Here is a 22977-nt window from a genome sequence, read left to right as displayed (position 1 = left end):
CTGTATTTATACCAATGGCAGAAAAATGCAGCTTCCACTGGTAAACACTTCTGTTTGCCGGTAGCCTCGAACATGAGAGTATGACGCGATGCATTTATGCGTTGCGGCCAAGCTCTAAACATCTTGTTCGAAAAATAAGGAGCTCAAAGTGGCATCATCCCATCAGAAGCCGTCGGCAAAGCCGACCGACGTCGCAGCAAAGAACGATGCGCGCAAAGACATCACTAAGACTGGCGCCACTGCCCAGGGCAAGGGCACTGACGTGCAGCAGTCCAATATCGGCAAGGACCACGGCAACGGCACCACCACCATTGCTGACCAGGTGGTAGCAAAGATCGCCGGCCTCTCGATCCGCGAGATCCCCGGCGTGTATGACATTGGCGGTTCCTTCAGCCGCGCCCTCGGCTCGGTTCGCGACAAGATGGGCGCTTCCGAGAACGTCAAGCAGGGCATCAACGTCGAGGTCGGCCAGACTCAGGCCGCTGTTGACCTGACCCTCGTCGCCGAGTACCCGTACCCGCTCAACGAGGTCGCCGACCAGGTTCGTTCCAAGATCATCGAAGGCATCCAGGGCTTGGTCGGCCTCGAGGTCACCGAAGTGAACATCGACATTGCCGACGTTCACATTCCTTCCATCGACGAAGATGACGACGATGAGGAAGAGGTCAAGGAAATCGAAAAGAAGAGGGAGCGCGTCAAGTGACTAACACGCAAATGGGCATCTTCGTAGGTGCCATTCTTGCAGTCGTTGCAGTTAAGCTCGGTTTTTGGGCTTTCATTCTGACTGCTCTGTTCATGGTTATTGGCGCCGTTTTGGGTCGCGCCACCACCGGCAAGCTCGACCTGCGCGCTGTCGGGAGCGCCTTGATCGGCAAGCACACCACCACGTCTGACTAACTGTGTCTGAAGCATCTGCAAACGCGCATAACTACCGCGGTCACACCACTATTCGCGCCAAAGCCATTAAGAGGGCGGCGGCTGCGGTAGTTGGTGATGCCCTGTCGGTTCCAGCTGACAAGATTTCGGTAGATTTGCACGATTCGGAAAGCGCTTTGGGCTTAGACATTTCCACTCCCGTTCCCGAAACAACAGTGGAAAGGGTTACCCGCACCAAGGATATGAACATCTTTGGCGCAGCGGATGCGGCTCGCGAAAGCATTGTTCGCAATGCTGAGCGCATTACCGGTCACAAGATCGGTGACGTCCGCATGGTTTTGACGGGTATTCACTACAAGCCCGAGCCAAAGAGGAGGGTTGAATGAGCACCGACAAGCCCATTACCTCCGACGCTCCAGTACAGCCGGCTTCGCAGGGGCCGCATGTGTCGTACATGGTGCGCCGCGAGACGCACTCATCTCGTGCTATCACGGCCTCTATTGTTGGCCTGATCGTTGCTGTGGTGTTGGTGTGGCTGATTGCTGAACGCATTCTAACTGCCATGGGCAAGCCGAACTTGCTTGCCTCTTGGGACCAGATCGCCAATTCAGTAGTAAAGCTGCCTGCCGGTGTCCCCCAGTGGGCCCTGATCGTTGGCGGCATCGTCGCCACTTTGCTCGGCCTGTGGATGCTGGGGAAGGCCTTGGGCGGCGGAGCTTTGGATCGCCACTCGCTGGCCTCTGATCGAGTTGCCTACATTGTTGACGACAAGGTTACTGCCTCGGCCCTTTCCAGGGCGGTGCGCGAACACGCTGGACTCCCCGAGGGCCAGGTTGCGACTTCGCTTTCAAAGCGTAACGCCAACGTGCAGGTCACTCCCACGTCTGGCCGTGAGGTCGATACCAGCTCCATTCAGTCTGTACTGAATACCGAGGTCGAAGGCTACCAGCTAAATCCGGCCACAACCGGTTCGGTGAAGCTTAACTCCAATGGGGAGGTGGCAAAGTGAGGCACTTACCAAGAGCTTTGAATAGGTTCCTACTGTTCCTGCTGGCAGCACTGTTGCTAGTTGGCGGCATTGGCGCCCTACTCATCTCCCTGTGGCCTACCGCTACCGACGCTTACAAGAAGAACGCACCTACCGTGCTGCAGAGCTACTCCGATCTAGCTGAGCGCACTACGGTCGGCAACACTGACATGTCCTGGTTGGCAATCGCCCTCATTGCGCTTGCTGTAATCGGCGTGATCATTGCCCTTTGCGTCATCTTCTCGCAGGGCGGCGGGCGTACTCACACCGCTTCGTTGGTTCCTTCGCAAACCTCCTCAGGCACCACTACTGCCAGCATCGACCTGGTGCAACAGGTAATTGAACACGAGGTCGGCGACGACCGGTGGATCACTAACGTGTCTGCGTATGGCTACGAGGTAAAGAACGAACCGGGAATCCTAATTAAGGTTGGCGCGTACAAGGGGGCTTCCCCCGCTCACATCCGGCAGATCATGGATCGGGCAATCGCACGCGTAGATTCGCTTCTGGGCACTACACCACCCATTTGCGTACACATCCAAAACGATTGGCGTTCATTGATCGGCTCGTCCGATCGCGTCCGTTAGTCCGGCGGATTACCCGACATAAGCACATTGAAGCTAATACCGCTTCGAAAAAGATAAAAGGAGAAAATATGTCTTTCGAAGACAAGCTGAAGAACACTGGCGAGGACCTAGGCGGCAAGGCCAAGGAAGCAGCCGGCAAGGTAACTGGCGACAAGGACACCGAAGCCGAAGGCAAGATGGACCAGGTTGGCGCCGAGGTCAAGGACAAGGCTTCCGAATTTTCCGAGAAGGCTAAGGATGCTGCAGGCGACCTAGGTGCAAACATCAAGGCCGCTGCCGAGAAGCTGAAGGAAGGCTTCACCGACAAGTAGTCAATTAGCGTGGAAGTGGCGGGCAGGTTCTGTCCGCCACTTTTTCATGCCCAAAATGCCCTATTATTGCTAGCTTTTCGCCCTTTGGAATCACTATGGCGCCTAAGCAATTTTCCCGTTATCTTTGGTTCAGTGAGTCCGATTAATTTAGACCAGATGCTTGCCCGCCTTGACGCGAAGATCCAGGGAGAATACATCTACCTTGTCTCTTCTAGGATCCCCAAGGACGTTCATGTCTTTGCCACGGTTGCCGAGGACGAAGGCACTACCTGTGTCATTGCCCGCGAGGATGCAGAAGCAGCCGGGTACCAGATCACTGATATCTATACGCGTATTACTTTGCGGGTTGAATCGTCACCGCAGGCGGTAGGGCTTACTTCGGCTGTAGCACAGGCGCTGTCTGCCCGTTCTATCCCGTGCAACGTGATTGCCGGCTTCTACCACGACCACATTTTCGTTCCCAAGCGGATGACCGACGACGCGATTGAACTGCTGCGGGACCTGTCTAAGCAAGCTCAGGGTTGGCTGTAAGCCGGATTAGCGCTTCCCCCTTCCTACATACGTATTCATGACTATTTGCCTATAGGGTTAAAGCATGAGTTCATCGAAGAACGAGTTTTCGTCCGCGCTCACTGCCATGCAGGACGGGACGGTTAAACAGAAGAACATGCTGACGGGCACTGAAGTATGGACGGTCCCTGGCAGGGGGCATCGCCCTCTGGCTGTGCCGCAGCAGGACCCTAAGCCGTTGGATCCAGCCAAGGAAGGCGCCCACTGCGCATTTTGCTCCCGCAGATACTTTGAGACCCCACCCGAAAAGGACAGGATCGTTCTGCGGGACGGAAAGTGGGTCAAGCAGGTTGGGGTTTCGGCCGAGGAACTCGAAGATGAAGTTGCCCAGTTTCGCCGAATTCCCAATCTTTTTGAGATCGTCTCTGCAAACTACTGGGCGCTAAACCACGGCCACCAGCCCAGTACCCAGGAGCGCGAACGGATGGCTCGTTACCTTTCCTCGTCGGTGGGCTACGACCACGTTATGCGGATTCTAAAGGCCCGGCTGCGCGCCTACGGCGTTCCCGAGAAGAAGATCGAGTCGCAACGCGATGAGGAACTGATGCCACAGGCAATGGGCTTCTTCACGGGCGGGCACGACGTGATTGTGGCGCGCCGCCACTTCGTGGATGGGGCTACTAACGATTCCCAACTGGCGTCCTCGGGCACGCTCACCCCGGACGAGCATGCTGCCTACACCCAGTTCACCTGCGATTCCATGGGTGACTTGTATGGTTTGGATCCGGCAGTGCGCTATGTGGCGGCCTTCCAGAATTGGCGCAAGCCCGCTGGGGCCTCGTTTGATCACCTGCACAAGCAGCTGGTCGCTATCGATGAACGCCCGGTACAGATCGAGGCCGAAATGGACAGGCTCCGCCGCACTCCGCACATTTATGACGATATCTTGTCCGTGGGGGCTTCCCGCGACCTGATATTGGCGCAGAATGATTACGCGGTGGCGCTCTCTGGCATTGGCCACCGCTTCCCCACGGTGGCGGTGTGGGCGCTCGGGGATCCGGTGAACCCCTGGGAGGCCGCACCTGAACAGGTACGGGGAGTCTCTGACATACTGCACGCCGTGCACGCCGCTACCGGCCCGGATGTGCCGTGCAACGAGGAGTGGTACCACCGTCCGGCCTCGGTAGCTTCGCCGTTGCGCTGGCGGATTCTGGTCAAGTGGCGCATCTCTACCCTTGCCGGGTTCGAGGGCGGCACCCGCATCTATTTGAACACTATTGATCCATGGGGAGTTCGCGACCGGGTCCTGGGCAAGCTGTACGACCTGCGCGAGAAGGGCCTGATCGCCCCTATGAGGCTAGGAAAGGAATGCAAGGTCGATCCGTCCTTGCTTAGAGGATAATGTCGCATGCTTCGCCTCCACCGGCGGGAAGGAGGGCCTCGCGGATAGCGCTCACGATTATTGTGGGGGCAGTAGTAATAGCCTTACTTGCGCTCGCTATTAGCGCCTACCAGCGCGCCCATCCTGCCAAGGCGAAGGTGCACGTCGCCTCCTCTATATCCGCAAAGAATGTGGGGGTATCCGCTTTCCTTCCGTTGTTCGGGAAGGGTTCGCCAGCTGGCCCCGCCCGAATCGGAGAAGCCACCATCGGTCTTGCTAGGAATCATGGCCAGACCATATTGATGCGGTTAGACCGGGACGTTTCGTGGCAACTCCAGACGAAGACGGCACTATCTGCATGTACCACCTCACCGATTACCGGCCAAACTTTCGCCTGCCTGTCTTCTTCTACCGAGGGGTCGCGTCTTCTGCTTGTCGATGCGAATACGGGTAAGGCCCGGTGGCTTTTTTCCATGCCCACCAAAGCGGAAGCCGTAGCCGCATTGGAAGGAAATATCCTGCTGGCCCTGCCGAAGGGCAAATATGCGCAGGTCGACTTGAACGGGGAACTTGTGTCGCTGCCCTGGCCAAAAGACGAACCCAAAGCGAATCGGTGCCCTACGGCCTCGGCCACGCCGATCACCCCGAACATGGCTAAAACGCTTGGACCTAACCGGGCAGTAGTATCGGTAAACGGGACGGTCGACGTGGTAGAACCTAAACGTGTGCTGCTGCGCAGTTCCGGCTACCCGCTACTGTCCGGATCCGACGTTTACATTTCGCCATTTCCCAATTGCAATAGAGGAGCGGCGCTGATCGGCGACAAGGTGGCCGACCTTCCGGAACACCTGGTGCTCCCCCGCACAACAGACTCGCACGTTCCCCCGGTAGCGCTACTGGACAAGGTGCCGCACCACTTCAAGAATGGCAAGCTAGGCAATCCGCTATTTCGCGCGGACAGGGCCGTTTTTTCTGGTGCCCCCACGTTTATTGCCCACAATTCTGCCGGGCTGGCGATGGGCGTCGATGCCGGCCTGGTCCAAGTCGGCAACGACGGGCATCTGGACTGGAGGTTCGAGCAGCCACTGGCGCAGGGAACCGCCAGTAAGCTCGGCACCCTAGCCGTCTCCAAACAGGGCGAGGTGTCCGTAGTGAAGGACGGTAAGGCAACATGGACCTCGCCGGAGCGGGTAGGAGATGCGCCCCGCCTGGACACTACCCAGGGAAGAATCACGGTCTCGGGTACTAACGGGCAGATTGTGCTCGCGCCCGGCTACGGTAAGACAGCTAAGCTCACCGCCCCAAAAGTAACTAAGAAAATAGAAGGTCACGCCCCATTGCCGGCTGGCAGCTGCGTGCTAGTGCAACGCATCTCCACCGAATCTGCGGACGTGACCATGATGAAAGCTAACTGCCAGGTTGAGGGCACCCAAGAAATACTGAGCGTCGTCACCACCGATCAGGTGCCCCGAGATGCCGACGTGGACACCCTCACTGACTCCTGCAGGGTCAACCGGGCAGCACGCACCATGATTTCAGTGCAATCTTCCATCTATGACCCGAAAGTGGTGGCAGTATGCCTGGCAGGTTCGCTGTAGTTACTTTTGGGAGTTTGCTAAAGCGTTCTTGTTCTTGCCGCCATACCATTTGGAGGTACCACGCACGGCCAGACGCTGGATGAGTGCCACGGTAAGTCCCGACAGGGCCCCGAAGAGGGCTACTTCGAGCATGTTAGCTACGGCTTCGTCCTCGCTACCGCGCGGGGGCTTATGACCGGTGAATCCCTTCCAGATCAAGTCGATCAGACGATCGGCCACAAACCCGGCCCCTGCAACCGATGCTGCACTTGCTACTTTCCAACCAATATCCATGTTTCCTCCTAGGCCTATAGTTTTTCACGCTTTGGGGCCGAGTGCCCATCATTTCCCATGTTTTCTGCGGCCTGCCGATCTACCTTCGTGCGCATCTCTTTGACCCTGGCGTGACCCAGCACCTGAGCTGCCACCGGGGTCGCGATTGCCTGCAGACCGATTGCCAGGATGACCAGCACCACCCACTGCAAAGTGTGCATGTAAAGGGCGAGCCCGATCATCATTACCGCAAAAGCAAAGAGTTGGGGTTTAGTGGCAGCGTGCATGCGCGAGAGCGTGTCTTTCCACCGGGCGATCCCCAGGGCAGAAATGCAGATCCAAATAGCACCGGCCAGCATGATTATAGCCCCTGACCATTCGAGGACGATCATTTGCCTTCCCCCTTCGCCTTTGCTTCCTGTTCGTCTTGCGCCTTCGCTATCTGTTCAGGGGTCAGGTGGGAGGTTTCTTCGCCCTCGGCACGCTGTGCCTTCATTTCTTCTGCCTGCAAGCGACGCTCACGTGCCTTTTCTTCGGCAGCAGAGATGACTCTGCGGTTTTCTTCCCCGCCGTGGCGGGCAATGCGCCCGATCGTAGCCGAGGAGATAAAACCAACCAGCGCCACAATTACCAGCAGTGGCTGCAGATCATCGCGTTCGAAGAGGGCGGCGCACACTGCAATCACACCCACCAGCACCGCAGTCATTAGATCGGTGGCGATCGCTCTGTCAGCCAGCGAAGGGCCTTTTTCTAACCGGTATAGGGTCAGCAGCACGGCCAGGGCCAAGAATCCGCCGGCTGCAACGAGCACGAATTGCATTAGTCCTCCTGTGGCCTGGGTAGGGCACGTCCAATACGCGCGGTCTGTTTGGTAATCATTTCGCGCACTCCACGCTCGCCGCCGGAGGCTTCCATGTCAATCACGTGCAAGTACATGGAACCGTCGGCGTCGCTTTCGTGCCTATTCACGTCAATTACGAGCGTGCCCGGAACCAAAGAAGTCATGGCCGCGCTGATCATCAACTCCATGTCGCTTACGGCACCAAGGTTGATGGAAACGAAGCCGCTGCGATACCGCTTGCCGGTGACGATCAGCTTTGACACGTGGAGGGCGGACATGAACATGTCCCAGGCGAAACGCGCGATTAGAGCCAGCAGGGGCACAAACCTAATCCTGCCCAGGGCTCCCACTCGCATCATCGGCCCCACCCACTGCACTAGCAGCGCAACCAGGATACCCCCAATGATTACTACGGGTTCGATAGACCGGAACAGAACGAGCCACACCAGCAGCAGCCACAGGGTCATCTTCCAGGAAGTATTCCGAATCATCCTCATTGGTCCTCCCCTACGCGTACCCGCTCGCGAGTGTCGGTATCAAAATCCAGGCGGAGCGGCGCGGGCAGAACTTGCGGCCGCTGCGTGTGCGGGGGCAGAACGTCGAAATCACTGCGACGCACCACGTCAGATGAGTGCCCGCTGCCTCGCCCATCCTGGCCGAGGACGGCATTGAGGTAGGGCGTGCGCGCTTTCAGATCGACAGCGGCTCTTTCGGCATATCCGTAAATAATGTTCATTCCCCCGGCCATCGCCACCTGCACTAGCAGTAGGCCTGCAGTGGCTACTACCATTGCCTTCGGCAAGGAGCGCTTTTCAGCCTTGAGTTGTTTCTCGCCCTCGCTAGGCTGCCAAAACGCCATGGACCAGGCCTTGACCACCACGTACAGGGTGAGCATCGACGCGACTAGGCCAGCCGCGAGCAGCGCCCAACCGCGCCCAGTGCCGGCAAGTACCGAAGCGCGGGCGAGGCCCACCTTCCCCAAGAAACCGGTCAGCGGAGGGATGCCGACCAAGTTGAATGCCACGATCAAGAACATGCCCGCCAAGAACGGAGACTTTCCGGCCAGGCCACCCAGTTTGGCAAGCGAAGTAGTTCCGCCCAGGTACTGCATGAGGCCTACGATCAGGAATAGCGTAGTCTGCACCAAAATGTGGTGGGCGGCGTACACGATAGCGGCGCCAAGGCCGGCCTCCGAAGACAACGAAATGCCCCAGATCATGAAACCGATGTGCGAAACAAGGGTAAAGGACACCATACGTTTTATGTCGTCCTGGGCGATCGCACCCAAAATTCCCACGATCATGGTGAACATGCCGAGGACGGCCAAGATGGTATCCAGCGCTCCGCCTGGGAACAGCAGGAACTGAGTGCGAATAATGGCGTAGACACCCACCTTGGTAAGCAGGCCGGCGAACACGGCCGTGACCGGGGCGGGAGCTGTCGGGTAAGAGTCAGGTAGCCATGCCGACAGTGGGAAGATTGCCGCCTTGATCCCAAAGGCAACCAGGAAAGTGGCCTGCAACAGGATGCGGGTGGGTTCTGGAAGTTCCGACAGGCGGATTGCCAGCTGCGCCATGTTGACCGTTCCCACAGCGGCGTATGTGAAGGCTATGCCGATCAAGAAAACGGCAGAGGAAAATAGGGAAACCACGACGTACACGGTGCCGGAACGCACCCTGGACCGGGTGCCTCCCAAGGTGATCAGTACGAAGGAGGCCGCCAACAAAATCTCGAAGCCGATGTACAGGTTGAACAGGTCCCCAGCCAGGAACGCATCCGACACGCCCGCAGAAAGCACCAGGTAGGAGGGGTAATAGACGGGCATTGGGGAGGCCGACTCGTCGCGGGATACCGACTGCGAGGACGAGTAGATCAGCACGCCCACAGTCACTATCAGCGACACGATCAGCATCATTAGGGTAAGCCGGTCCGCAACCAGCGAGACCCCAACCGGGGCAGCCCATGAGCCGACGTCGAGCACCATGGGGGCGGTGTCGGCTTCGAACGCCATGGCGATTGCCGCCGCCAACGACCCGGCCAACGCAATGACGGTAACGGACAATTGGGTGCGGCGGAAGCGACCAAGTACGAGCGATAGTCCTGCAGCTAGTAGCGGCGCAATGACGGGAATGGGCAGTAACCAGGTCACTTGGCATCCTCCCCTTCTGCTTCATCTTTGTCGTCGCGGTCTGCTTGGTCTTCGTCCTGGCCGGAATCTTCGTCCTCGGTCTCGGGAGCGTCTTCGATGCGTTCGCTGCCACGGCCGGTAGCTGCACGCCTTGCTAGACGGCGGTCTTCAACGTCGTCCACAACCTCGTCACCGCCGGTAAGAATCCATTCGCGGAATGCCAACGCCAGCATGAACGCGGTGGTGGCCATGGTGATAACGATCGAAGTCAAGATCATGGCTTGTGGCAGCGGATCGGCAATGGACGAGAGGGCGTCGGTGCCTAGAATTGGGGGCGCTCCGGCGGCTCCACCTGCTGCTAACAAGGCAATGTTCGATCCGTTGCCGATCAGGGCCAGCCCGATGACGATGCGGGTGAAAGTGCGATCGGTTACCAGGTAGACACCGGCACCAACCAGTACGCCGGCTAGCAAAACCAGACCCAAAGTGGGAATCACTTTGTCTTCCCCTTTCTGGAGCTAACTAGTTGCACGCCCTGTTCTTCGTCGTGGTCGAGGGCGGCGCCCAGTGCCCCAAGAATGTCTACAGCCAGCCCCAGAACCACCAGGTACACGCCAATATCTAGCCCCATAGCAGTGGTGAAGTGGACGGTGCCGAGCGGGCCGAAGAGAATGTCGACGGGCAGGGTTTGGAAGGGCGCTCCCCCTGCGAGCACCGGGGCAAGCCCGGCAGCTGCGGCAATGGTTAGTCCCAGTCCAAGGATTGCGCCGGGGCTAAATGGCGCCGCCAGTGTCAGTTCGTAATGCCCACCTGCCAGGTAGCGGATCGACAGTGCCGAGGCGGCTAGCATTCCGCCGGCAAAACCGCCGCCGGGCGAGTTGTGTCCTACTAGTAGTAGCCAGACGGAGGCCACCAGCAACGTGGGGTACAGGATTCGGGCTGCTACCTCTAGCATCAGCGACCGTCGGTCTTCTTCGAGGGCGGAGGCCCCTGCCAGCCAACGAGAGTTGGTGCTGGTACGGCTTGCCGCCTTTGCCACGCTGGAACGCAGCGAGGGCGCAGATACTGTCAGCCGGCTAATTAGGCCGGAGCGGAAGATCAAGGCGGTAACCCCGGTAACTGCGATTAGTAGTACGGATAGTTCGCCGACGGTGTCCCATGCGCGCACGTCTACCAGGATGACGTTTACGATGTTGTGGCCGTAGCCGAATTGCAAGACTTCGTCGGGAAGCAGTTCAGAGACCGGGTTTTCTTTGCGGGAGGCCGCCGCAAGCAGCACCCCACCGGAGGTAACCACGCCGGCCACCACGGAGATAATTAGTCGCAGCCAGCGCGAAGAGCGGAGCGGCCGGTCGGTGAAGTGGGTGGGCAAAAAGCGTAGTACCAGCACAAAGACCACGATGGTGAAGGCTTCTACTACCAGTTGAGTCAGGGCCAGGTCGGGTGCGCCGTGCACGGCCCACAGGGTTGCCATGCCCACCCCCATTGCGCCCAGGCCCAGTACGGCCTTCATTCTTCTGCGGGCGCGCACCACAACTATGGTGGCCCCGGCAAGAATCGCGATGGCTATCGCTTGCAGGAAGGAATCGAATAGGCGTACCGGCCCCCACTTGATGGTTGGGAGGGCGTAGCACAGTGCCCCGCCCACAGCAATGGCGAATACGGTCGAGATGATAGAGATGTCTAGTGGCAGCGAGCCGGACTGGGTGAATGAGGTGACTCGACCAGCTACCGCCTCTAGGTTGCGCATGATTACCCGATACAGGTTAGCTGCACGGAAGGTCTCGGGTAGTGCCGTCTTCTTGGCAAAGCGGATTACCTTGCCACGCCAGTGGAAGCAGGCATATCCGCCTGTCAGTATGAGGGCGGTGATGAGGGCTGGCATCAGCCCGCTCCACAGGGCCAGGTGGCCGGCCTCGTTGGAAGTTGCCAAGTACCCTTCCAGCTGGGTGTCGGCATGGGGGCCGGTCAGAGCGTTGACCGAGCCGGGGAAGAACCCGCCCGACACTGTGATCGCCGCTAGGAAACCTGGGACGGCAATTAGTGCTGCTGCCGGGTAGGAACCGACCGGGGCCTCTTTTTCAGAGAGCAAAGAGGCCAGCCTGTGTCCTGGCAGTTCCTTGCCGCCGAAGGCGCCGAACCACCAGCGCAACGAGTAGGCGGCGGTTAGGACGGAACCAGCAGCTATGCCCGCTAGCAGGATGACTCCGGCCGCTCCCTGGTGCAGCAGGTTGTGGATGCCAGCTTCCTTGCCAAGGTAACCGAGCGTCAGCGGGAAGCCTGCCATGGAGGCCGCGGCAAGGCCGCCAATCGTGGCCAGCACCGGGTGGGTGCGGCCGACCCCGGACAGTTCGCGAATGTCGCGGGATCCGGTGATCTTCTCTACTGTGCCGGTAGTAAGGAAGAGGCACGATTTAAAGGTGCCGTGTGCTAGCACCAAAGTGAGGGCGGCCAGCAGCGTGGCTCGATTGCCGTAGCCTGCCAGCGCGGTTATGAGGCCCAGCTGCGAGACCGTGCCGTATGCGAGCACTCGTTTGAGGTCTGTCTGTCTAATGGCCAGCCAGCCACCAACTAGCAGCGTGGCGGCACCGAAGATGGTTAGCAGCGAGGACCAGACGGGCACATCCGCAAAACCGGGGGTGAAACGCAGGGCCAGGTAGACGCCCGCCTTGACCAGGGTGGCTGCGTGCAGAAATGCAGATACCGGGGTCGGGGCGGCCATGGCGGCCGGCAGCCAGAAGTGGAATGGCAGCATTGCCGACTTGGTTAGGATGCCGATGATTACCAGCACGAGGGCGACGTTCAAGGTGCCCGGATGGCCTTGCAGTAGCGTTCCTTCCGCCCCGCGCGCAACTAGTTGATCGACTTGGAAGGATCCGCCCGGGCCGGCCCCTAGAATCATGAACCCGCCGAACATCGCCAGCGAGCCGAAGGTGGTTACCACGAATGCTTGGCGGGCGGCGGCACGGGCGGCTCGCGAGCGGTAGTGGTGGCCGATAAGCAGGAAGGAGAACACCGAGGTCAGTTCCCAGAAGGTGTAAATCATCAGGGCGTGGTTAGACCACACCAGGCCCAGCATGGATCCGCCGAAGAAGGTAAAGGTGGCGGCAAAACGGGCTCTGCCTGCTGCGTTAGGCGGAAAGTAGAAGGCGCAGTAGATGACTATGGCGGCACCGACTCCTGAAACTACCAGGGTCATGATCCACGCCAAGGGATCGAAACGGAATGCTAGGTCTAGCCCTAGCACGCTCACCCACGTGTGGTGCTGGACCACCGTGGCAGTGAATGCTCGACCGGTGTTGAGTAGGGCCCAGATAGCCGTGGCGGCAAAGGGAACAAAAGCCACTGCATAGCCGCGTCCAGAGAAACGTCCTACTGCGGCCCCTGCCATCGCCCCGAACAGTACGAAGAGCGACAGCAATACAAGCACGCGCACTCCTTTAGATTGATGAAAGTACCGTTAATGATGTTAACAAATTTGTAACATTCGCGTGCGGCTGTGTCGCCTTCCAGCGGTTATTCCTCTTTCTGAGAACGACTCTCCATTCCGTCCTCCCGAAATACCTCCGCCACCTGTTCCGACACGGGGGCGTCGATGGTGTCGCGCAGGGAGGATGATTTCATGAAGGCCACAAGGATTAGGCAGATCAGCGTGCTGACGGTGCCGGCAATGAAGATTGTTCCCATTGCGTCGGCAAAAGAATCGGCAACTAGGTGAGCAATCTGCGGGGAGCTCGCGGCTGCACTGGCCGAATGTCCCTGTGCCACTTTGGGCGGCATTTTGACTCCGGCCTCAGCAAAGTTCCTGCGCAGTTGTACGGCAAGGGACATATTGAAGATTAGAGAAGCAAATTGCACGCCCATTGCACCGCCCAGGTTCCTGAAGAAGGTAACCATCGCTGTGGAAGCCCCCATGTCGCGCAGCGGTACCGTATTTTGCACTGCCAACACCAGGTTCTGCATCGAGGATCCCTGCCCGGCGCCGAGCAGGAACATCCCGACCCACAGCACCACCAGCGGCGTGGATTTGCCGGTGAAGGACAAGATTGCCAGCCCAGCGACCATCATAACGAAGCCGGAGACGACGAATCGTTTCCACCTGCCGACCGATGACACCATCCTGCCCGTGAAGGTCGAGAAAACGAAGGAGGCGATCATCATGGGCAGCATGCACATGCCGGATGCGGTAGGGCTCATTTGCCGCCCGATCTGGAAATACTGGCCGAAGTAGACCATGGGCGCGTTCAGCACCAGGCCCAAGCCGATGGATGCCAACACGGCAAGTGTCACGGTTTGGTTGGCCAGCAGCCGCACCGGAACGATGGGCTGGTCAGCGCGCAGTTCCACGAACACGAACGCGATCACTGCAATAACGCCAAGTATCGCCATCACCATCATGGGCATGGAGGTCCACGCCATGATCCCGTCCCCGCCCATCGACATGTAGATGAGCAGCAGGGATACGCCCGCGGTGCCCATGGTAGATCCCAGATAGTCAATCTTCGGGTTTTCTATTACAGAGGACGGCACACGCAGTTTCTTTGCAAGGACCACCATCGCGGCGATGGCGAAGGGCACTGAAATCCACAGGCACCAGCGCCATCCCAGCAGGTCTACTACGAAGCCGCCGACGATTGGGCCGGACACGTTGGCAACGGTGACGACCGCGCCAAAGTAGCCGTTGTATTTACCCCTCTCGCGCGGCGAGGTGATCACTGCCATGACGGTTTGCACCATGGCCATTAGTGCCCCGAGGCCGGCACCTTGGACGATTCGCATCAGGATTAGCATGTCCGCCGTCACCGAGGCTCCAGCTAGCAACGATCCGAGGGCGAAAATGGCAATAAAGAAAATCAGCAGTTTCTTTTTGTCGTATAAATCGCCGAGTCTGCCGGCGATGGGTGTGGCTGCCGTTGAAGAAAGCAGCATGGAGGTTACTACCCACGCGTACTGGGTTTCGGAACCGTGTAGCGAGGAGAGCATTACGGGCAGAGCCGTTCCCACGATCGTTAGTGACATTACTGCCACGAACATGACTAATAGGAGGCCTGCGATGACCTCCATAGTTTCGTTTTTGGGCGCACCCCACCTGCTAAAAATTTTTCCCATTGATTTCCTCCTCGCATAGGCTACTCCCACAAGCGTGGAGTTAGCGCGGTAGTTTTTGGAGTGTTTGATCACCACTGCATTTTCTTCGCCGTAGAATCTTGGGCGGGCTTTAGTAGGGTGGGATTCGTGAAATTGTCGGTATTGCAAACAGTATGCTTGACCTTGGTCGTTATTGCGACGGTGGTTGGGATAGGCAGCTTTATCCGCGGTCTTTCGCAGATGGTTTCGATCATTGCCGAGGGCGCCCCTGCCCCGGGCAGGGGGAAGCCTCTTGCGCGCCGCCTTTGGCTTGCTATCTCGAAGCCCCTGTCGCACTCAGCTTTTAAGGGTCGACCTTTCATCAAGGCGGCGCACTGGCTAGTGATGGTGTCGTTCCCGCTGCTGTTTTTGACTTTGGTTGCCGGCTACGGCCAGGTGGTGAACCCGCACTACACGCTCCCAATTCTGGGTTCGTTTGCGCCCTGGGAGTGGACTGTTGAGGCCATTGCGTGGGCCTCGATGGCCGGTATCATCTGGCTGATTGTGGTGCGCACTCGCGCGGGCAAGGGAAGGCCCGGAGAGGCAGAATCTACTGGTCGGGACGGTCAGAAGAGGCCGTCTCGCTTTTTGGGGTCTGCCTGGAGCCATGCCCGCTTCGTCGAGGGCGTCATCCTTGGGGTCGTCATTTGCGTGCTGTTGCTTCGCATATTGGAATACGCCCTGCTGTCTAAGGATCCGGCTACTGCCGTATCCGCATGGCATTTCCCTTTCACTTTCCTTCTGGGCAAGCTGGCAGCGCACGCATCGGTTGGGGCTTTGCAGAACGCGATTGTGGTTACCGCGACCGTAAAGATCGTCATCTCCATGGCCTGGATGGTAGTGGTCGGCTTGGCCATTTCGATGGGCGTAGCTTGGCACCGGTTCTTGGCGTTCGTAAACATTTACGCGCGCCGCAAGGTGGATGGTTCGAAAGCGCTGGGGGCTGCCGCTCCCATGTACGCTGGCGGCAAGCCGGTCACCGCCAAGTCAATGGAGAACTTGGAGGCGCTCGAGGGCGAATCGCTAGGAGTCGGCTCTCTGGCAGACATGACCTGGAAGGATCGCCTCGATATCTTCTCGTGTACCGAGTGCGGCCGCTGCCAGGAGGTGTGCCCGGCGTGGGCCACCGGCAAGCCCCTGTCCCCCAAACTTTTCATTACTGCCCTCCGCGACCACGCGGTGGCGTCCTCGTCATTCGCGCAGGCCGCAGCCAAAATGGGCGCTAGCGATACCGACGAATTAGTACAGGGCACCAAGAGCCTGTACCGCGGCTCGCTCATGCCTCACAACGCAGATGTGCTCGGGGCGCTCCGGGACGCGAAGATCACCGGCGCGGACGGGGTGGCCATCGAACCGGCGCCACTAGTCTGCAACGTAATTTCTCCCGAAACCCTGTGGGCCTGCACCACTTGCGGCGCCTGCGTCGACCAGTGCCCCACCGATCTAGAGATCCTCGATCACATCATTGACATCCGCCGCCACCAGGTCACCATGCAAAGTGCCTTCCCGCAGGATCTGGCCCGCCCACTGCGGTCTTTGCAGCGCCAACAAAACCCGTACGGCATCTCCGGGAAGAAGCGACTGGACTGGGCTAAAGACTTAGATTTCGACGTGCCCGTCGTAGGCCAGGACATTCCGAATGCCTCCTCAGTCGACTACCTATTCTGGGTCGGGTGTGCGGGTGCCTACGACGATCGAGCCAAGAAGACTACGCAGGCGGTGGCGCAGATGCTCCACCACGCCGGCGTCACCTTTGCAGTGCTCGGCAGCGGCGAGAGCTGCACCGGCGATCCGGCCCGCCGCGCCGGCAACGAACTGCTGTACCAGACACTGGCCGCCGCAGCGGTAGAAAAACTGAACGAAGCCGCCCCCAAACGCATCGTGGTCACCTGTGCCCACTGCTTCAACACCATTCGCAACGAATACCCCGAGCTTGGGGGGAATTACCAGGTAATCCACCACACTGAATTACTGTCCACACTGGTAGCCGAAGGCAAGCTGAAGCCCCTCATCGAAAACGGCAAGCACAAAGTGACCCTGCACGACGCCTGCTACCTGGGCCGACACAACGGCATCTACAACGCCCCGCGCGAATTGCTCGGCGCCCTCCCCGGCTTCGAAGTAACCGAAATGCCGCGCACTAAAGACCGGGCAATGTGTTGCGGTGCTGGCGGTGCCCATGCCTTCATGCAGGACACAATCGGCGTTCGCATTGCCGATGCGCGGGTCAGCGAAGCCGCAGCCACCGGGGCAGACACCGTGGCAACCGCCTGCCCATTCTGTTCGACAATGCTGGCCTCCGGCAGGCCGCAAGAGGGCGAAGCCCCACAGGTTGCCGACGTGGCCATCCTGCTGCGCGACGCAGTACTGGAAAAGACTGTTGAAGAAAAACCGGTTCAGCAGGAAGAAGAGGAAGACGACTGGGACGATTTCTTCGACTGAGCCTAGAAGACTAGGAAACCGTCCTCGTCTACAGCGCGCCCGCCAGTCAAGGTGCACAATGTGCGCGCCACCTGCTCAATCGTAGAAGCGACCCGCAACCGTTCTACTCGCATGGAACGCTGCACCTTGGCAGCCCCCGCCTTGGCCGGATTGTCCGGTACCCACTGGATCAAATAGCTGGTCGGTTCGTCCTCGGCCCAGGTCTCATACTGCACGCACACAGGCAGGTAGTGAGCCGGCTCAACCACAATTTCGAGGCTGGAGGAATGCCCGGCTCGCCCCATCAGGTGGTAGCCGGGAGTCAGCTCCGCATAGGCAGCTTCCTGATCGTACTCGTCGGCGCGACGATGCAATTCTTGCCGTTCCGCTTCGCTCATCTGCGCAACCGCAGCTTCCCGAATCCCGTGCTTGTCCATAGCCAGCTTGCTCGGCGCCAGGGGCGGTTCCGCCAGGGCGGGTGCATCTAGCGTGGGCACAATGGTCTCTAGGGACTCGACCAACTGGGCAGGATCCAAGTAGTGCGGGCCGTAAACTACCATGCCCACCGACGAATCCGGATCCGGGGTAATGACCTTAGCCGTGTCGGGCACGCGCAACTGACCTGCCAACCGGCGCGCAAACTTGCGGCACGCATTGACCGCGCGCAGATATTCACCCGCGGGAGCCTCAGTGAAAGCATCCATCAGAGGGTCCAGGCCGCGCAGATGCGGCGGCATCTTCCCAGCCACCTGCTGCTCGCACTGCAAAATAAACGCCTGCGTGACAGTAGCGTGAAACCCCATCTCGGAAGCCACCAGCTTCTCGACCTGGAAAGGCCCAGCAAGCGTTGCCGCCTCAGAAATCTGTAACCTGCCGGGACCAACCCAGCCTGCGCGGGGCCACAGCGACACCGCGAGCGCTTCTAGTTCGCTGACTTCGACCTCGTCGGCAACGCCCAAGACTACGGCCTGGGCGGCCTCTTCGAGCGGCAGCTCCCCCTGCACCTTGTACCACTCTGCGCCGGGATCGATCGAGACGCCCTCGGCAGTGGTGATACCCGTGGCCCCCACCCGGTAGGCGGGAATGCCTAACGCGGTAGAAGTGACGGTGTTGGGGATGGCTGCGATGTCCTCCGAAAAGTTCTGCTCGGCCGCCCACGCCATCTTCTGTTCGGTCGAAACTCGGCGAACTGGTTTATTCATTCCGGATTGCCTCGCGTGAAACGCAAGTAAGAGCGGGAGGCGGTCGGGCCGCGCTGGCCCTGATAGTGCGATCCCAGTTCACCCGAACCGTACGGATTCTGTGCCGGCGAAGTCAGCTCAAAGAAGCACAGCTGGCCGACCTTCATTCCGGGGTACAGCAAAATCGGCATGGTGGCGGTGTTCGACAGTTCCAAGGTGACGTGCCCGGAAAAGCCCGGATCAATGAAACCTGCGGTCGAGTGCGTCAGCAACCCCAGCCGCCCCAGCGAGGACTTGCCCTCCAGGCGGGCAGCAATGTCCGGCCCCAACGTAACCTTTTCCCAAGTGGCGCCCAGCACGAACTCGCCCGGGTGCAAGACGAAGGGCTCGTCGCCCTCGACCTTGACAAGGTGAGTGAGATCTTCCTGCTCGCTAGCAGGGTCGATCACCGAATACTTGTGGTTATCGAAAAGCCGAAACCACCTGTCTAGGCGCACGTCGATAGAGGAAGGCTGGATTAGCTCGGGGGCGAGCGGGTCCAGGTTCACCCTTCCCGAATCCAAGGCGCGCCGAATATCACGATCACTTAGCAACACGTATCCATTATGCCTAACTCTGAGGCCGCCGGAAAACGCGCTGGTTTAGACTTCGAAGTTAAGATTTTTTATGAGCAAGCGCCTTCTTGGTTTTCATCGTTGCCTGCGCCGTAGTGGGATCCTCCGGCCAGGGGTGTTTCGGGTAGCGGCCCCGCATTTCGGCACGCACCCCCGGATAGGCATTCTTCCAGAATGATTCCAAATCCTGGGTTAGTGCCAGCGGCCGCCCAGCTGGAGACAGTAAGGACAGCTGTACGGGCACACGCCCATCTACAACGGTGGGATTTTGCTCCCACCCAAAACATGCTTGCAGCTTCACTGAAAGTCGGGGTGGGGCGCCGTCCTCTAAATATTCGAGGGCGACGGTGCTTCCCGAAGGCACTTGCAGGCGTTCGGGGACGAGCTCGTCTAGTTTGGCTGCTTCCGGCCACGGCAAAATACCCTGCAAGGCCGAGGTTGGCGACAGTTGCGGTACGCTCGCCCCTTTTTCTAGCTGGGCAAGCAAAGGGGCGGCGAATAGTTCGTTCTTCCCTAACCCCTCCATTGAGGTGTCGGGCCAGGGAGCACCCAAAGTGCGGTGCAGCAATAGCAGGCGGCGGCGCAGGTTCTCGCCTTTCTTCGACCAGGTGAAAAGGCGGGCTCCCTGGCGGGCGAATTCTGCGCGAACGGCCTCGGCTACGGCCTCGCCCCGAGCAGGCACCGGCCTTGCCGAGAGTTCGATGTGCCCCAACGTCACCGTCTCTTCGGCACGTACCTTGCCGTCCTCAAAGTGCACGGTCACGGAGGTATTTTTCAGCGGCTCTCCCAGACGCAACGCGTCCGCCTCAGTTAATTCGGCCGCCAGGCGGATGATGTTTGTAGGGCTAGCCTTGGTCAGGTCGGCTACCGCCAGCCAGGTTTGTCCTTGCAGCGGCGAGCCTTTCGGGAGGGCGGCGCCGTTGCCTTGGGCCAGCAAATATTCGTCGGAATTACCGCGACGGCGAGCGATCCTGCCAGGGTAGGCCAACGCTACCATTTCGGCTTCTAAGCTTGCGCTAGTGGGACTTTGCTCGGTGGGGGCCATCTGCGCGAAACGCTTCGCATCCGCCTTCCACCGCGGTGGGCACTGCCGCTTGAGCCGCCTGTGCAGCGCGGGCAGATCAGCTCCCGCATCGCGTTCGTCAGAGCTGAGAGTGGCCAACAGCGCCCCGGCGCGGGCAGGACCAAACCTTTTGCCCCCTTCCAAAAGGGCACGCCCAAGGCGCGGATCAGCGGGGATGCGAGCCAGCTGGCGACCGAAGGCAGTGATCGTCCCGCGCTCGTCTACCGCTCCCAGAGTTCGCAGTGTATTCTCTGCTCGGTCACTAGCAGCTTCGGGCAGTGGCGAGGGAAGCGCCATCCCGCGAGCGCGCGGAGCCCCCCACGCCGCCAGCAGCAGGAGCAATTGGGCTAGGTCAGAGGTTTCGACCTCTGGCAAGGAATGGGAGCGCATGCGAGCCCATTCGACTTTGGAGAACAGTCTGATGACGCGGCCGGGACCGAGGCGGCCGGCGCGACCTGCCCGCTGGGTCGAGGAGGCTTTTGAAGAATAGTTAGTGACCAGGCCGGTCATTTGGCGGGAGACGTCAAAGGTGGCCACTCGTTCCAGGCCCGCGTCTACTACTAGGCGCACCCCTGGCACTGTGATGGATGATTCTGCCACATTGGTGGTACAGACTAGGCGTTTGCCCTTCTGAGGCAGGGCGAGGATGCTGTCTTGCTCGGCTCCGCTCAGGCGTCCGTGTAGCAATCTGACGTCCATGTCCGGGCAGGCGGCGCGCGCGGCTTGGGCAGCAATTTCCAGGTCGCGTAGTCCGGGGAGGAATAGCAACGCTACTTGCCCCTCATCCTTTTCGAGGGCGGAGGCGGCTGCCCTGCCCGCGTAGGCAAGAAAATCCGGGTTTGTGCCCCGGTCAGTTAGCCGTTGCATCTTGCCTGGCTGGTAGTCGATCTGGAGCGGGTAGGATTCGGCGTCGATGGCAACTTCTTCTACCCCACCCAGAGTGGCGGAGAATCTGTCCGCATCTAGGGTTGCGGACATGGCAACCACCTGGAAGTCCTCGCGCAGTTGAGCAATGTCGTGGCAGATCCCCACTGCCAGGTCAGTGTCGGTGTGGCGTTCGTGTACCTCATCTAGTACTACGGCGCCAACTCCCGCTAGTTCGGGATCGGCAATGGCCCTGCGGATGAATACCCCGGTGGTTACAAATTCGACTTTGGTGTGCGCACTTAGTTTGGATTCGCCCCGCACAGTGAGTCCTACTTGGTGGCCAACTTTTTCGCCCAGCAGACTGGCCAGGCGGTGGGCGCCGGCGCGGGCAGCCAGCCGCCTAGGTTGGGTGACTATGACGCGTCCTGGCACCGTTGCCGCAAGGGCGGGCGGAATCAGAGTGGTCTTTCCGGTTCCGGGCGGTGCTGAAACTACAGCCGCCCCATCTTTAGCGAGCGCGACAGCCAGCGGGGCTAGCACAGCGTAGGCGGGCAGCCCGCCCGCAGCCTGATTTATTTCCTCTATGGAACGCACCATTCAAGCATATGGGAACTTGGAGTGGGACAAAGCCCATGGGAAGATGAGGGGTATGACTGCAAAAAACGAGCGCGGCTCCCGCTCACGGCAAGGATGGGTTCCCAACCAGCATGGCGCATGGGCGATGGTCGTCGTTCCTTACTGGATTGGAGCATTGCAAGGCGAAGACTACGTGTTCCTTACCTTGCTAGTGTTTGCAGTTTGGTTCGTTGGTTACTTTGCTTTCTTCAGCGCCAGCCAATACTTCCTTTCTAAAGGCAGAAGGGGACTAAAACCGACTCTGGTATACACGACCATCACTGCCCTACTGGGATTGACTGCCGCATTTATCCGCCCATGGCTGCTGGCTTGGGCAGTGCCTTTTGTTCCACTGGCAGCGCTTGCATTAGAACGAACCGTGCACCACGCTGGCCGCTCTCTAGTTGCCCGGTCAGCGACAATTCTTGCCGCTGGCATGATGACTCTGGTCGGGTATGCGTGCGCAACGGGCGTGCAGACCATTTCCAATCTTTTTAGCAATGGTCATATTGATACCGGCGTTGCCACTAACGAAAATGCCTCTCTTACCGGTTGGCCCTGGGTGTTTTTGCTGAGCATAATCCTGACCACCTATTTTTGGCTGTCAGTACCCTACGTAAAATCCTTAGTGCGCAATCGCGGCTCTATCCCGATGGTCGCCCTGTCAATTGGCACCCACGTGCTAGCTAGCATCGGGGTTAGCGTAGCCGTCTTCCACACCTGGCTTCATCCAATAAACGCCTTCATCTGGTGGATATTCCTGGCCGGCAAATCCGCCTTCGCTCCCTGGTATTCCGCCCACACCGGGAAGCGAATCCGCCCCAAGGTCATTGGTTATTCCGAGGTAGGAATATTCATCCTGGTAATAATTGCCCTGCTCGTCAGCTAACACATCGGCCCGCCAGGTTCCCGGCACATTGTCATCTACGATGCCGCATGCCTGCATAAACGCGTATGCGGTGCGGGCTCCCACCCGCTTACAGCCAAACTCGGTGAGCCGCTTCGCCAGCTCAGCCGAGCGCGCCGAATAAGACGGCACCTCTTCGCCTCGCATAGGCCGAGGACGATCTGGGTCATAAGCTTGCCACGCAACCTTGGGTAGTCCCCCGACTGCGCGCATTTTCTGTACCGCGTTCGCTAGCGCGATCACGGCCCGGACCTTCTGTTCGTTGCGGATGCCTGCCGACTCGTCCAAGATCTGCCGCACATCGGTGTCCGTAAAAGCAGCTACCCGATCAACGTCGAAGGAGCAGAACAGGCGGCGCAACTGCGGGCGGCGAGCCAAAATCAGCCGCCATCGCATTCCCGCCTGAAACAACAGTAAGGCAAGCAGCTCAAACATGCCCTGTTCTCCCCACATCGGCACAGACCATTCTGAATCGTAATAATCGCGCAGTGCCTGATCTGCGTATGCCCATGCCGGGCGCCCTAGTCCGTCCTGACCAACGACCGCTTCATAACCATCTTTCATACCCGCACGCTAACCAAATGCAGGCATCGGCCTCTCCGAAAAAAGGGGCGATTGTGGATAAGTACGCTAATGGGCTCCTGTGGATAACCATCAGGAGCCCGTCAATG

At 59.3% G+C, this 22977-nt stretch carries 22 protein-coding genes and 1 pseudogene; 11 read left to right on the top strand and 12 right to left on the bottom strand.

Annotated elements, in window-relative coordinates; translation table 11 throughout:
* Positions 1 to 148 precede the first annotated feature (148 nt).
* From QP400_RS07070 to QP400_RS07030, 9 genes are all read left to right on the top strand, one after another.
* Positions 149 to 703: an Asp23/Gls24 family envelope stress response protein gene (locus tag QP400_RS07070; RefSeq protein WP_065420895.1), complete on the top strand. Its 555-nt coding sequence runs from the start codon at positions 149 to 151 to the stop codon at positions 701 to 703.
* Positions 700 to 897 (top strand): DUF2273 domain-containing protein, encoded by a 198-nt coding sequence (locus tag QP400_RS07065; RefSeq protein WP_004806540.1) that lies wholly within the window; start codon positions 700 to 702, stop codon positions 895 to 897. Before QP400_RS07070 ends, QP400_RS07065 begins: the two co-directional genes overlap by 4 nt.
* Positions 898 to 899: 2 nt before the next feature.
* Positions 900 to 1262, top strand: coding sequence for a hypothetical protein (locus tag QP400_RS07060; RefSeq protein WP_004806542.1), 363 nt, complete (start codon positions 900 to 902; stop codon positions 1260 to 1262).
* Positions 1259 to 1885 (top strand): DUF6286 domain-containing protein, encoded by a 627-nt coding sequence (locus tag QP400_RS07055; RefSeq protein WP_004806544.1) that lies wholly within the window; start codon positions 1259 to 1261, stop codon positions 1883 to 1885. Before QP400_RS07060 ends, QP400_RS07055 begins: the two co-directional genes overlap by 4 nt.
* Positions 1882 to 2490, top strand: coding sequence for a hypothetical protein (locus QP400_RS07050; protein ID WP_048707733.1), 609 nt, complete (start codon positions 1882 to 1884; stop codon positions 2488 to 2490). Before QP400_RS07055 ends, QP400_RS07050 begins: the two co-directional genes overlap by 4 nt.
* Before the next feature lie 68 nt (positions 2491 to 2558).
* Positions 2559 to 2801 carry a CsbD family protein gene (locus QP400_RS07045; protein WP_004806549.1) on the top strand — a complete coding sequence of 81 codons (243 nt, stop codon included), beginning with the start codon at positions 2559 to 2561 and terminating at the stop codon, positions 2799 to 2801.
* A gap of 132 nt (positions 2802 to 2933) precedes the next feature.
* Positions 2934 to 3332: an ACT domain-containing protein gene (locus QP400_RS07040; RefSeq protein ID WP_004806551.1), complete on the top strand. Its 399-nt coding sequence runs from the start codon at positions 2934 to 2936 to the stop codon at positions 3330 to 3332.
* Positions 3333 to 3396: 64 nt separating this feature from the next.
* Positions 3397 to 4713, top strand: coding sequence for a DUF4921 family protein (locus QP400_RS07035; protein WP_004806554.1), 1317 nt, complete (start codon positions 3397 to 3399; stop codon positions 4711 to 4713).
* Entirely contained in the window at positions 4713 to 6290 is a 1578-nt protein-coding gene (locus tag QP400_RS07030; protein ID WP_004806555.1) for a hypothetical protein, read from the top strand. The genes QP400_RS07035 and QP400_RS07030 overlap by 1 nt, the downstream gene beginning before the upstream one ends.
* Here QP400_RS07030 and QP400_RS07025 read toward each other — a convergent pair whose 3' ends face one another.
* From QP400_RS07025 to QP400_RS06990, 8 genes are all read right to left on the bottom strand, one after another.
* The gene (locus QP400_RS07025) at positions 6291 to 6563 is read right to left on the bottom strand and encodes a DUF4235 domain-containing protein (RefSeq protein ID WP_004806557.1); all 273 of its coding nucleotides are present in this window, start codon (positions 6561 to 6563) and stop codon (positions 6291 to 6293) included. It lies immediately after the preceding gene.
* Positions 6564 to 6577: 14 nt separating this feature from the next.
* Positions 6578 to 6934: a cation:proton antiporter gene (locus QP400_RS07020; RefSeq protein ID WP_004806559.1), complete on the bottom strand. Its 357-nt coding sequence runs from the start codon at positions 6932 to 6934 to the stop codon at positions 6578 to 6580.
* Positions 6931 to 7362 (bottom strand): MrpF/PhaF family protein, encoded by a 432-nt coding sequence (locus tag QP400_RS07015; protein WP_004806560.1) that lies wholly within the window; start codon positions 7360 to 7362, stop codon positions 6931 to 6933. Before QP400_RS07015 ends, QP400_RS07020 begins: the two co-directional genes overlap by 4 nt.
* Positions 7362 to 7880 carry a Na+/H+ antiporter subunit E gene (locus tag QP400_RS07010; protein ID WP_004806561.1) on the bottom strand — a complete coding sequence of 173 codons (519 nt, stop codon included), beginning with the start codon at positions 7878 to 7880 and terminating at the stop codon, positions 7362 to 7364. Before QP400_RS07010 ends, QP400_RS07015 begins: the two co-directional genes overlap by 1 nt.
* A complete protein-coding gene (locus tag QP400_RS07005) occupies positions 7877 to 9532 on the bottom strand; it encodes a Na+/H+ antiporter subunit D (RefSeq protein WP_004806563.1) in 1656 nt (551 codons plus the stop codon). Before QP400_RS07005 ends, QP400_RS07010 begins: the two co-directional genes overlap by 4 nt.
* Positions 9529 to 10008 carry a Na(+)/H(+) antiporter subunit C gene (locus tag QP400_RS07000; RefSeq protein ID WP_004806565.1) on the bottom strand — a complete coding sequence of 160 codons (480 nt, stop codon included), beginning with the start codon at positions 10006 to 10008 and terminating at the stop codon, positions 9529 to 9531. The genes QP400_RS07005 and QP400_RS07000 overlap by 4 nt, the downstream gene beginning before the upstream one ends.
* Complete coding sequence (locus tag QP400_RS06995) at positions 10005 to 12947, bottom strand: Na+/H+ antiporter subunit A (protein ID WP_143484518.1); 2943 nt, start codon at positions 12945 to 12947, stop codon at positions 10005 to 10007. Before QP400_RS06995 ends, QP400_RS07000 begins: the two co-directional genes overlap by 4 nt.
* Positions 12948 to 13027: 80 nt before the next feature.
* Positions 13028 to 14620 (bottom strand): MFS transporter, encoded by a 1593-nt coding sequence (locus QP400_RS06990; RefSeq protein WP_004806569.1) that lies wholly within the window; start codon positions 14618 to 14620, stop codon positions 13028 to 13030.
* 126 nt (positions 14621 to 14746) lie between these two features.
* Between QP400_RS06990 and QP400_RS06985 the strand changes: the two genes are divergently transcribed.
* Positions 14747 to 17080, top strand: coding sequence for a (Fe-S)-binding protein (locus tag QP400_RS06985; protein ID WP_004806572.1), 2334 nt, complete (start codon positions 14747 to 14749; stop codon positions 17078 to 17080).
* Between the two features lie 2 nt (positions 17081 to 17082).
* On the opposite strand, the gene QP400_RS06980 is transcribed toward QP400_RS06985, so the two are convergent.
* The 3 genes from QP400_RS06980 to hrpB are packed head-to-tail and all read right to left on the bottom strand — an operon-like array spanning position 17083 to position 21381.
* Positions 17083 to 18261 carry a hypothetical protein gene (locus tag QP400_RS06980; RefSeq protein ID WP_004806574.1) on the bottom strand — a complete coding sequence of 393 codons (1179 nt, stop codon included), beginning with the start codon at positions 18259 to 18261 and terminating at the stop codon, positions 17083 to 17085.
* Positions 18258 to 18836 (bottom strand): dCTP deaminase, encoded by a 579-nt coding sequence (dcd, locus tag QP400_RS06975; RefSeq protein WP_040315098.1) that lies wholly within the window; start codon positions 18834 to 18836, stop codon positions 18258 to 18260. Before dcd ends, QP400_RS06980 begins: the two co-directional genes overlap by 4 nt.
* A gap of 58 nt (positions 18837 to 18894) precedes the next feature.
* The gene (gene hrpB, locus QP400_RS06970; RefSeq protein WP_004806577.1) at positions 18895 to 21381 is read right to left on the bottom strand and encodes an ATP-dependent helicase HrpB; all 2487 of its coding nucleotides are present in this window, start codon (positions 21379 to 21381) and stop codon (positions 18895 to 18897) included.
* Between hrpB and QP400_RS06965 the strand changes: the two are divergent.
* Positions 21368 to 21838 (top strand): annotated as a pseudogene (locus tag QP400_RS06965) (YwiC-like family protein); the annotation flags it as partial. The gene hrpB and the pseudogene QP400_RS06965 overlap by 14 nt on opposite strands.
* A gap of 243 nt (positions 21839 to 22081) precedes the next feature.
* Here QP400_RS06965 and QP400_RS06960 read toward each other — a convergent pair.
* Positions 22082 to 22870, bottom strand: a complete 789-nt coding sequence (locus tag QP400_RS06960; protein WP_004806579.1) for a DNA-3-methyladenine glycosylase I — start codon at positions 22868 to 22870, stop codon at positions 22082 to 22084.
* Positions 22871 to 22977: the final 107 nt, after the last annotated feature.

The sequence above is a fragment of the Winkia sp. UMB3158 genome (assembly GCF_030217145.1).
GTDB lineage: Bacteria > Actinomycetota > Actinomycetes > Actinomycetales > Actinomycetaceae > Winkia > Winkia anitrata.
This window is presented reverse-complemented; position numbering and strand designations above follow the sequence as displayed.

Bases quoted from the DNA above. Each gene is read 5' to 3' on its own strand.
- QP400_RS06980 (WP_004806574.1), bottom strand. From the start codon at position 18,261: ATGAATAAACCAGTTCGCCGAGTTTCGACCGAACAGAAGATGGCGTGG.
- QP400_RS07045 (WP_004806549.1), top strand. From the start codon at position 2,559: ATGTCTTTCGAAGACAAGCTGAAGAACACTGGCGAGGACCTAGGCGGC.
- QP400_RS06960 (WP_004806579.1), bottom strand. From the start codon at position 22,870: ATGAAAGATGGTTATGAAGCGGTCGTTGGTCAGGACGGACTAGGGCGC.
- QP400_RS07010 (WP_004806561.1), bottom strand. From the start codon at position 7,880: ATGAGGATGATTCGGAATACTTCCTGGAAGATGACCCTGTGGCTGCTG.
- QP400_RS06990 (WP_004806569.1), bottom strand. From the start codon at position 14,620: ATGGGAAAAATTTTTAGCAGGTGGGGTGCGCCCAAAAACGAAACTATG.
- QP400_RS07015 (WP_004806560.1), bottom strand. From the start codon at position 7,362: ATGCAATTCGTGCTCGTTGCAGCCGGCGGATTCTTGGCCCTGGCCGTG.
- QP400_RS07025 (WP_004806557.1), bottom strand. From the start codon at position 6,563: ATGGATATTGGTTGGAAAGTAGCAAGTGCAGCATCGGTTGCAGGGGCC.
- QP400_RS07035 (WP_004806554.1), top strand. From the start codon at position 3,397: ATGAGTTCATCGAAGAACGAGTTTTCGTCCGCGCTCACTGCCATGCAG.
- QP400_RS07055 (WP_004806544.1), top strand. From the start codon at position 1,259: ATGAGCACCGACAAGCCCATTACCTCCGACGCTCCAGTACAGCCGGCT.
- QP400_RS07020 (WP_004806559.1), bottom strand. From the start codon at position 6,934: ATGATCGTCCTCGAATGGTCAGGGGCTATAATCATGCTGGCCGGTGCT.
- QP400_RS07030 (WP_004806555.1), top strand. From the start codon at position 4,713: ATGTCGCATGCTTCGCCTCCACCGGCGGGAAGGAGGGCCTCGCGGATA.
- hrpB (WP_004806577.1), bottom strand. From the start codon at position 21,381: ATGGTGCGTTCCATAGAGGAAATAAATCAGGCTGCGGGCGGGCTGCCC.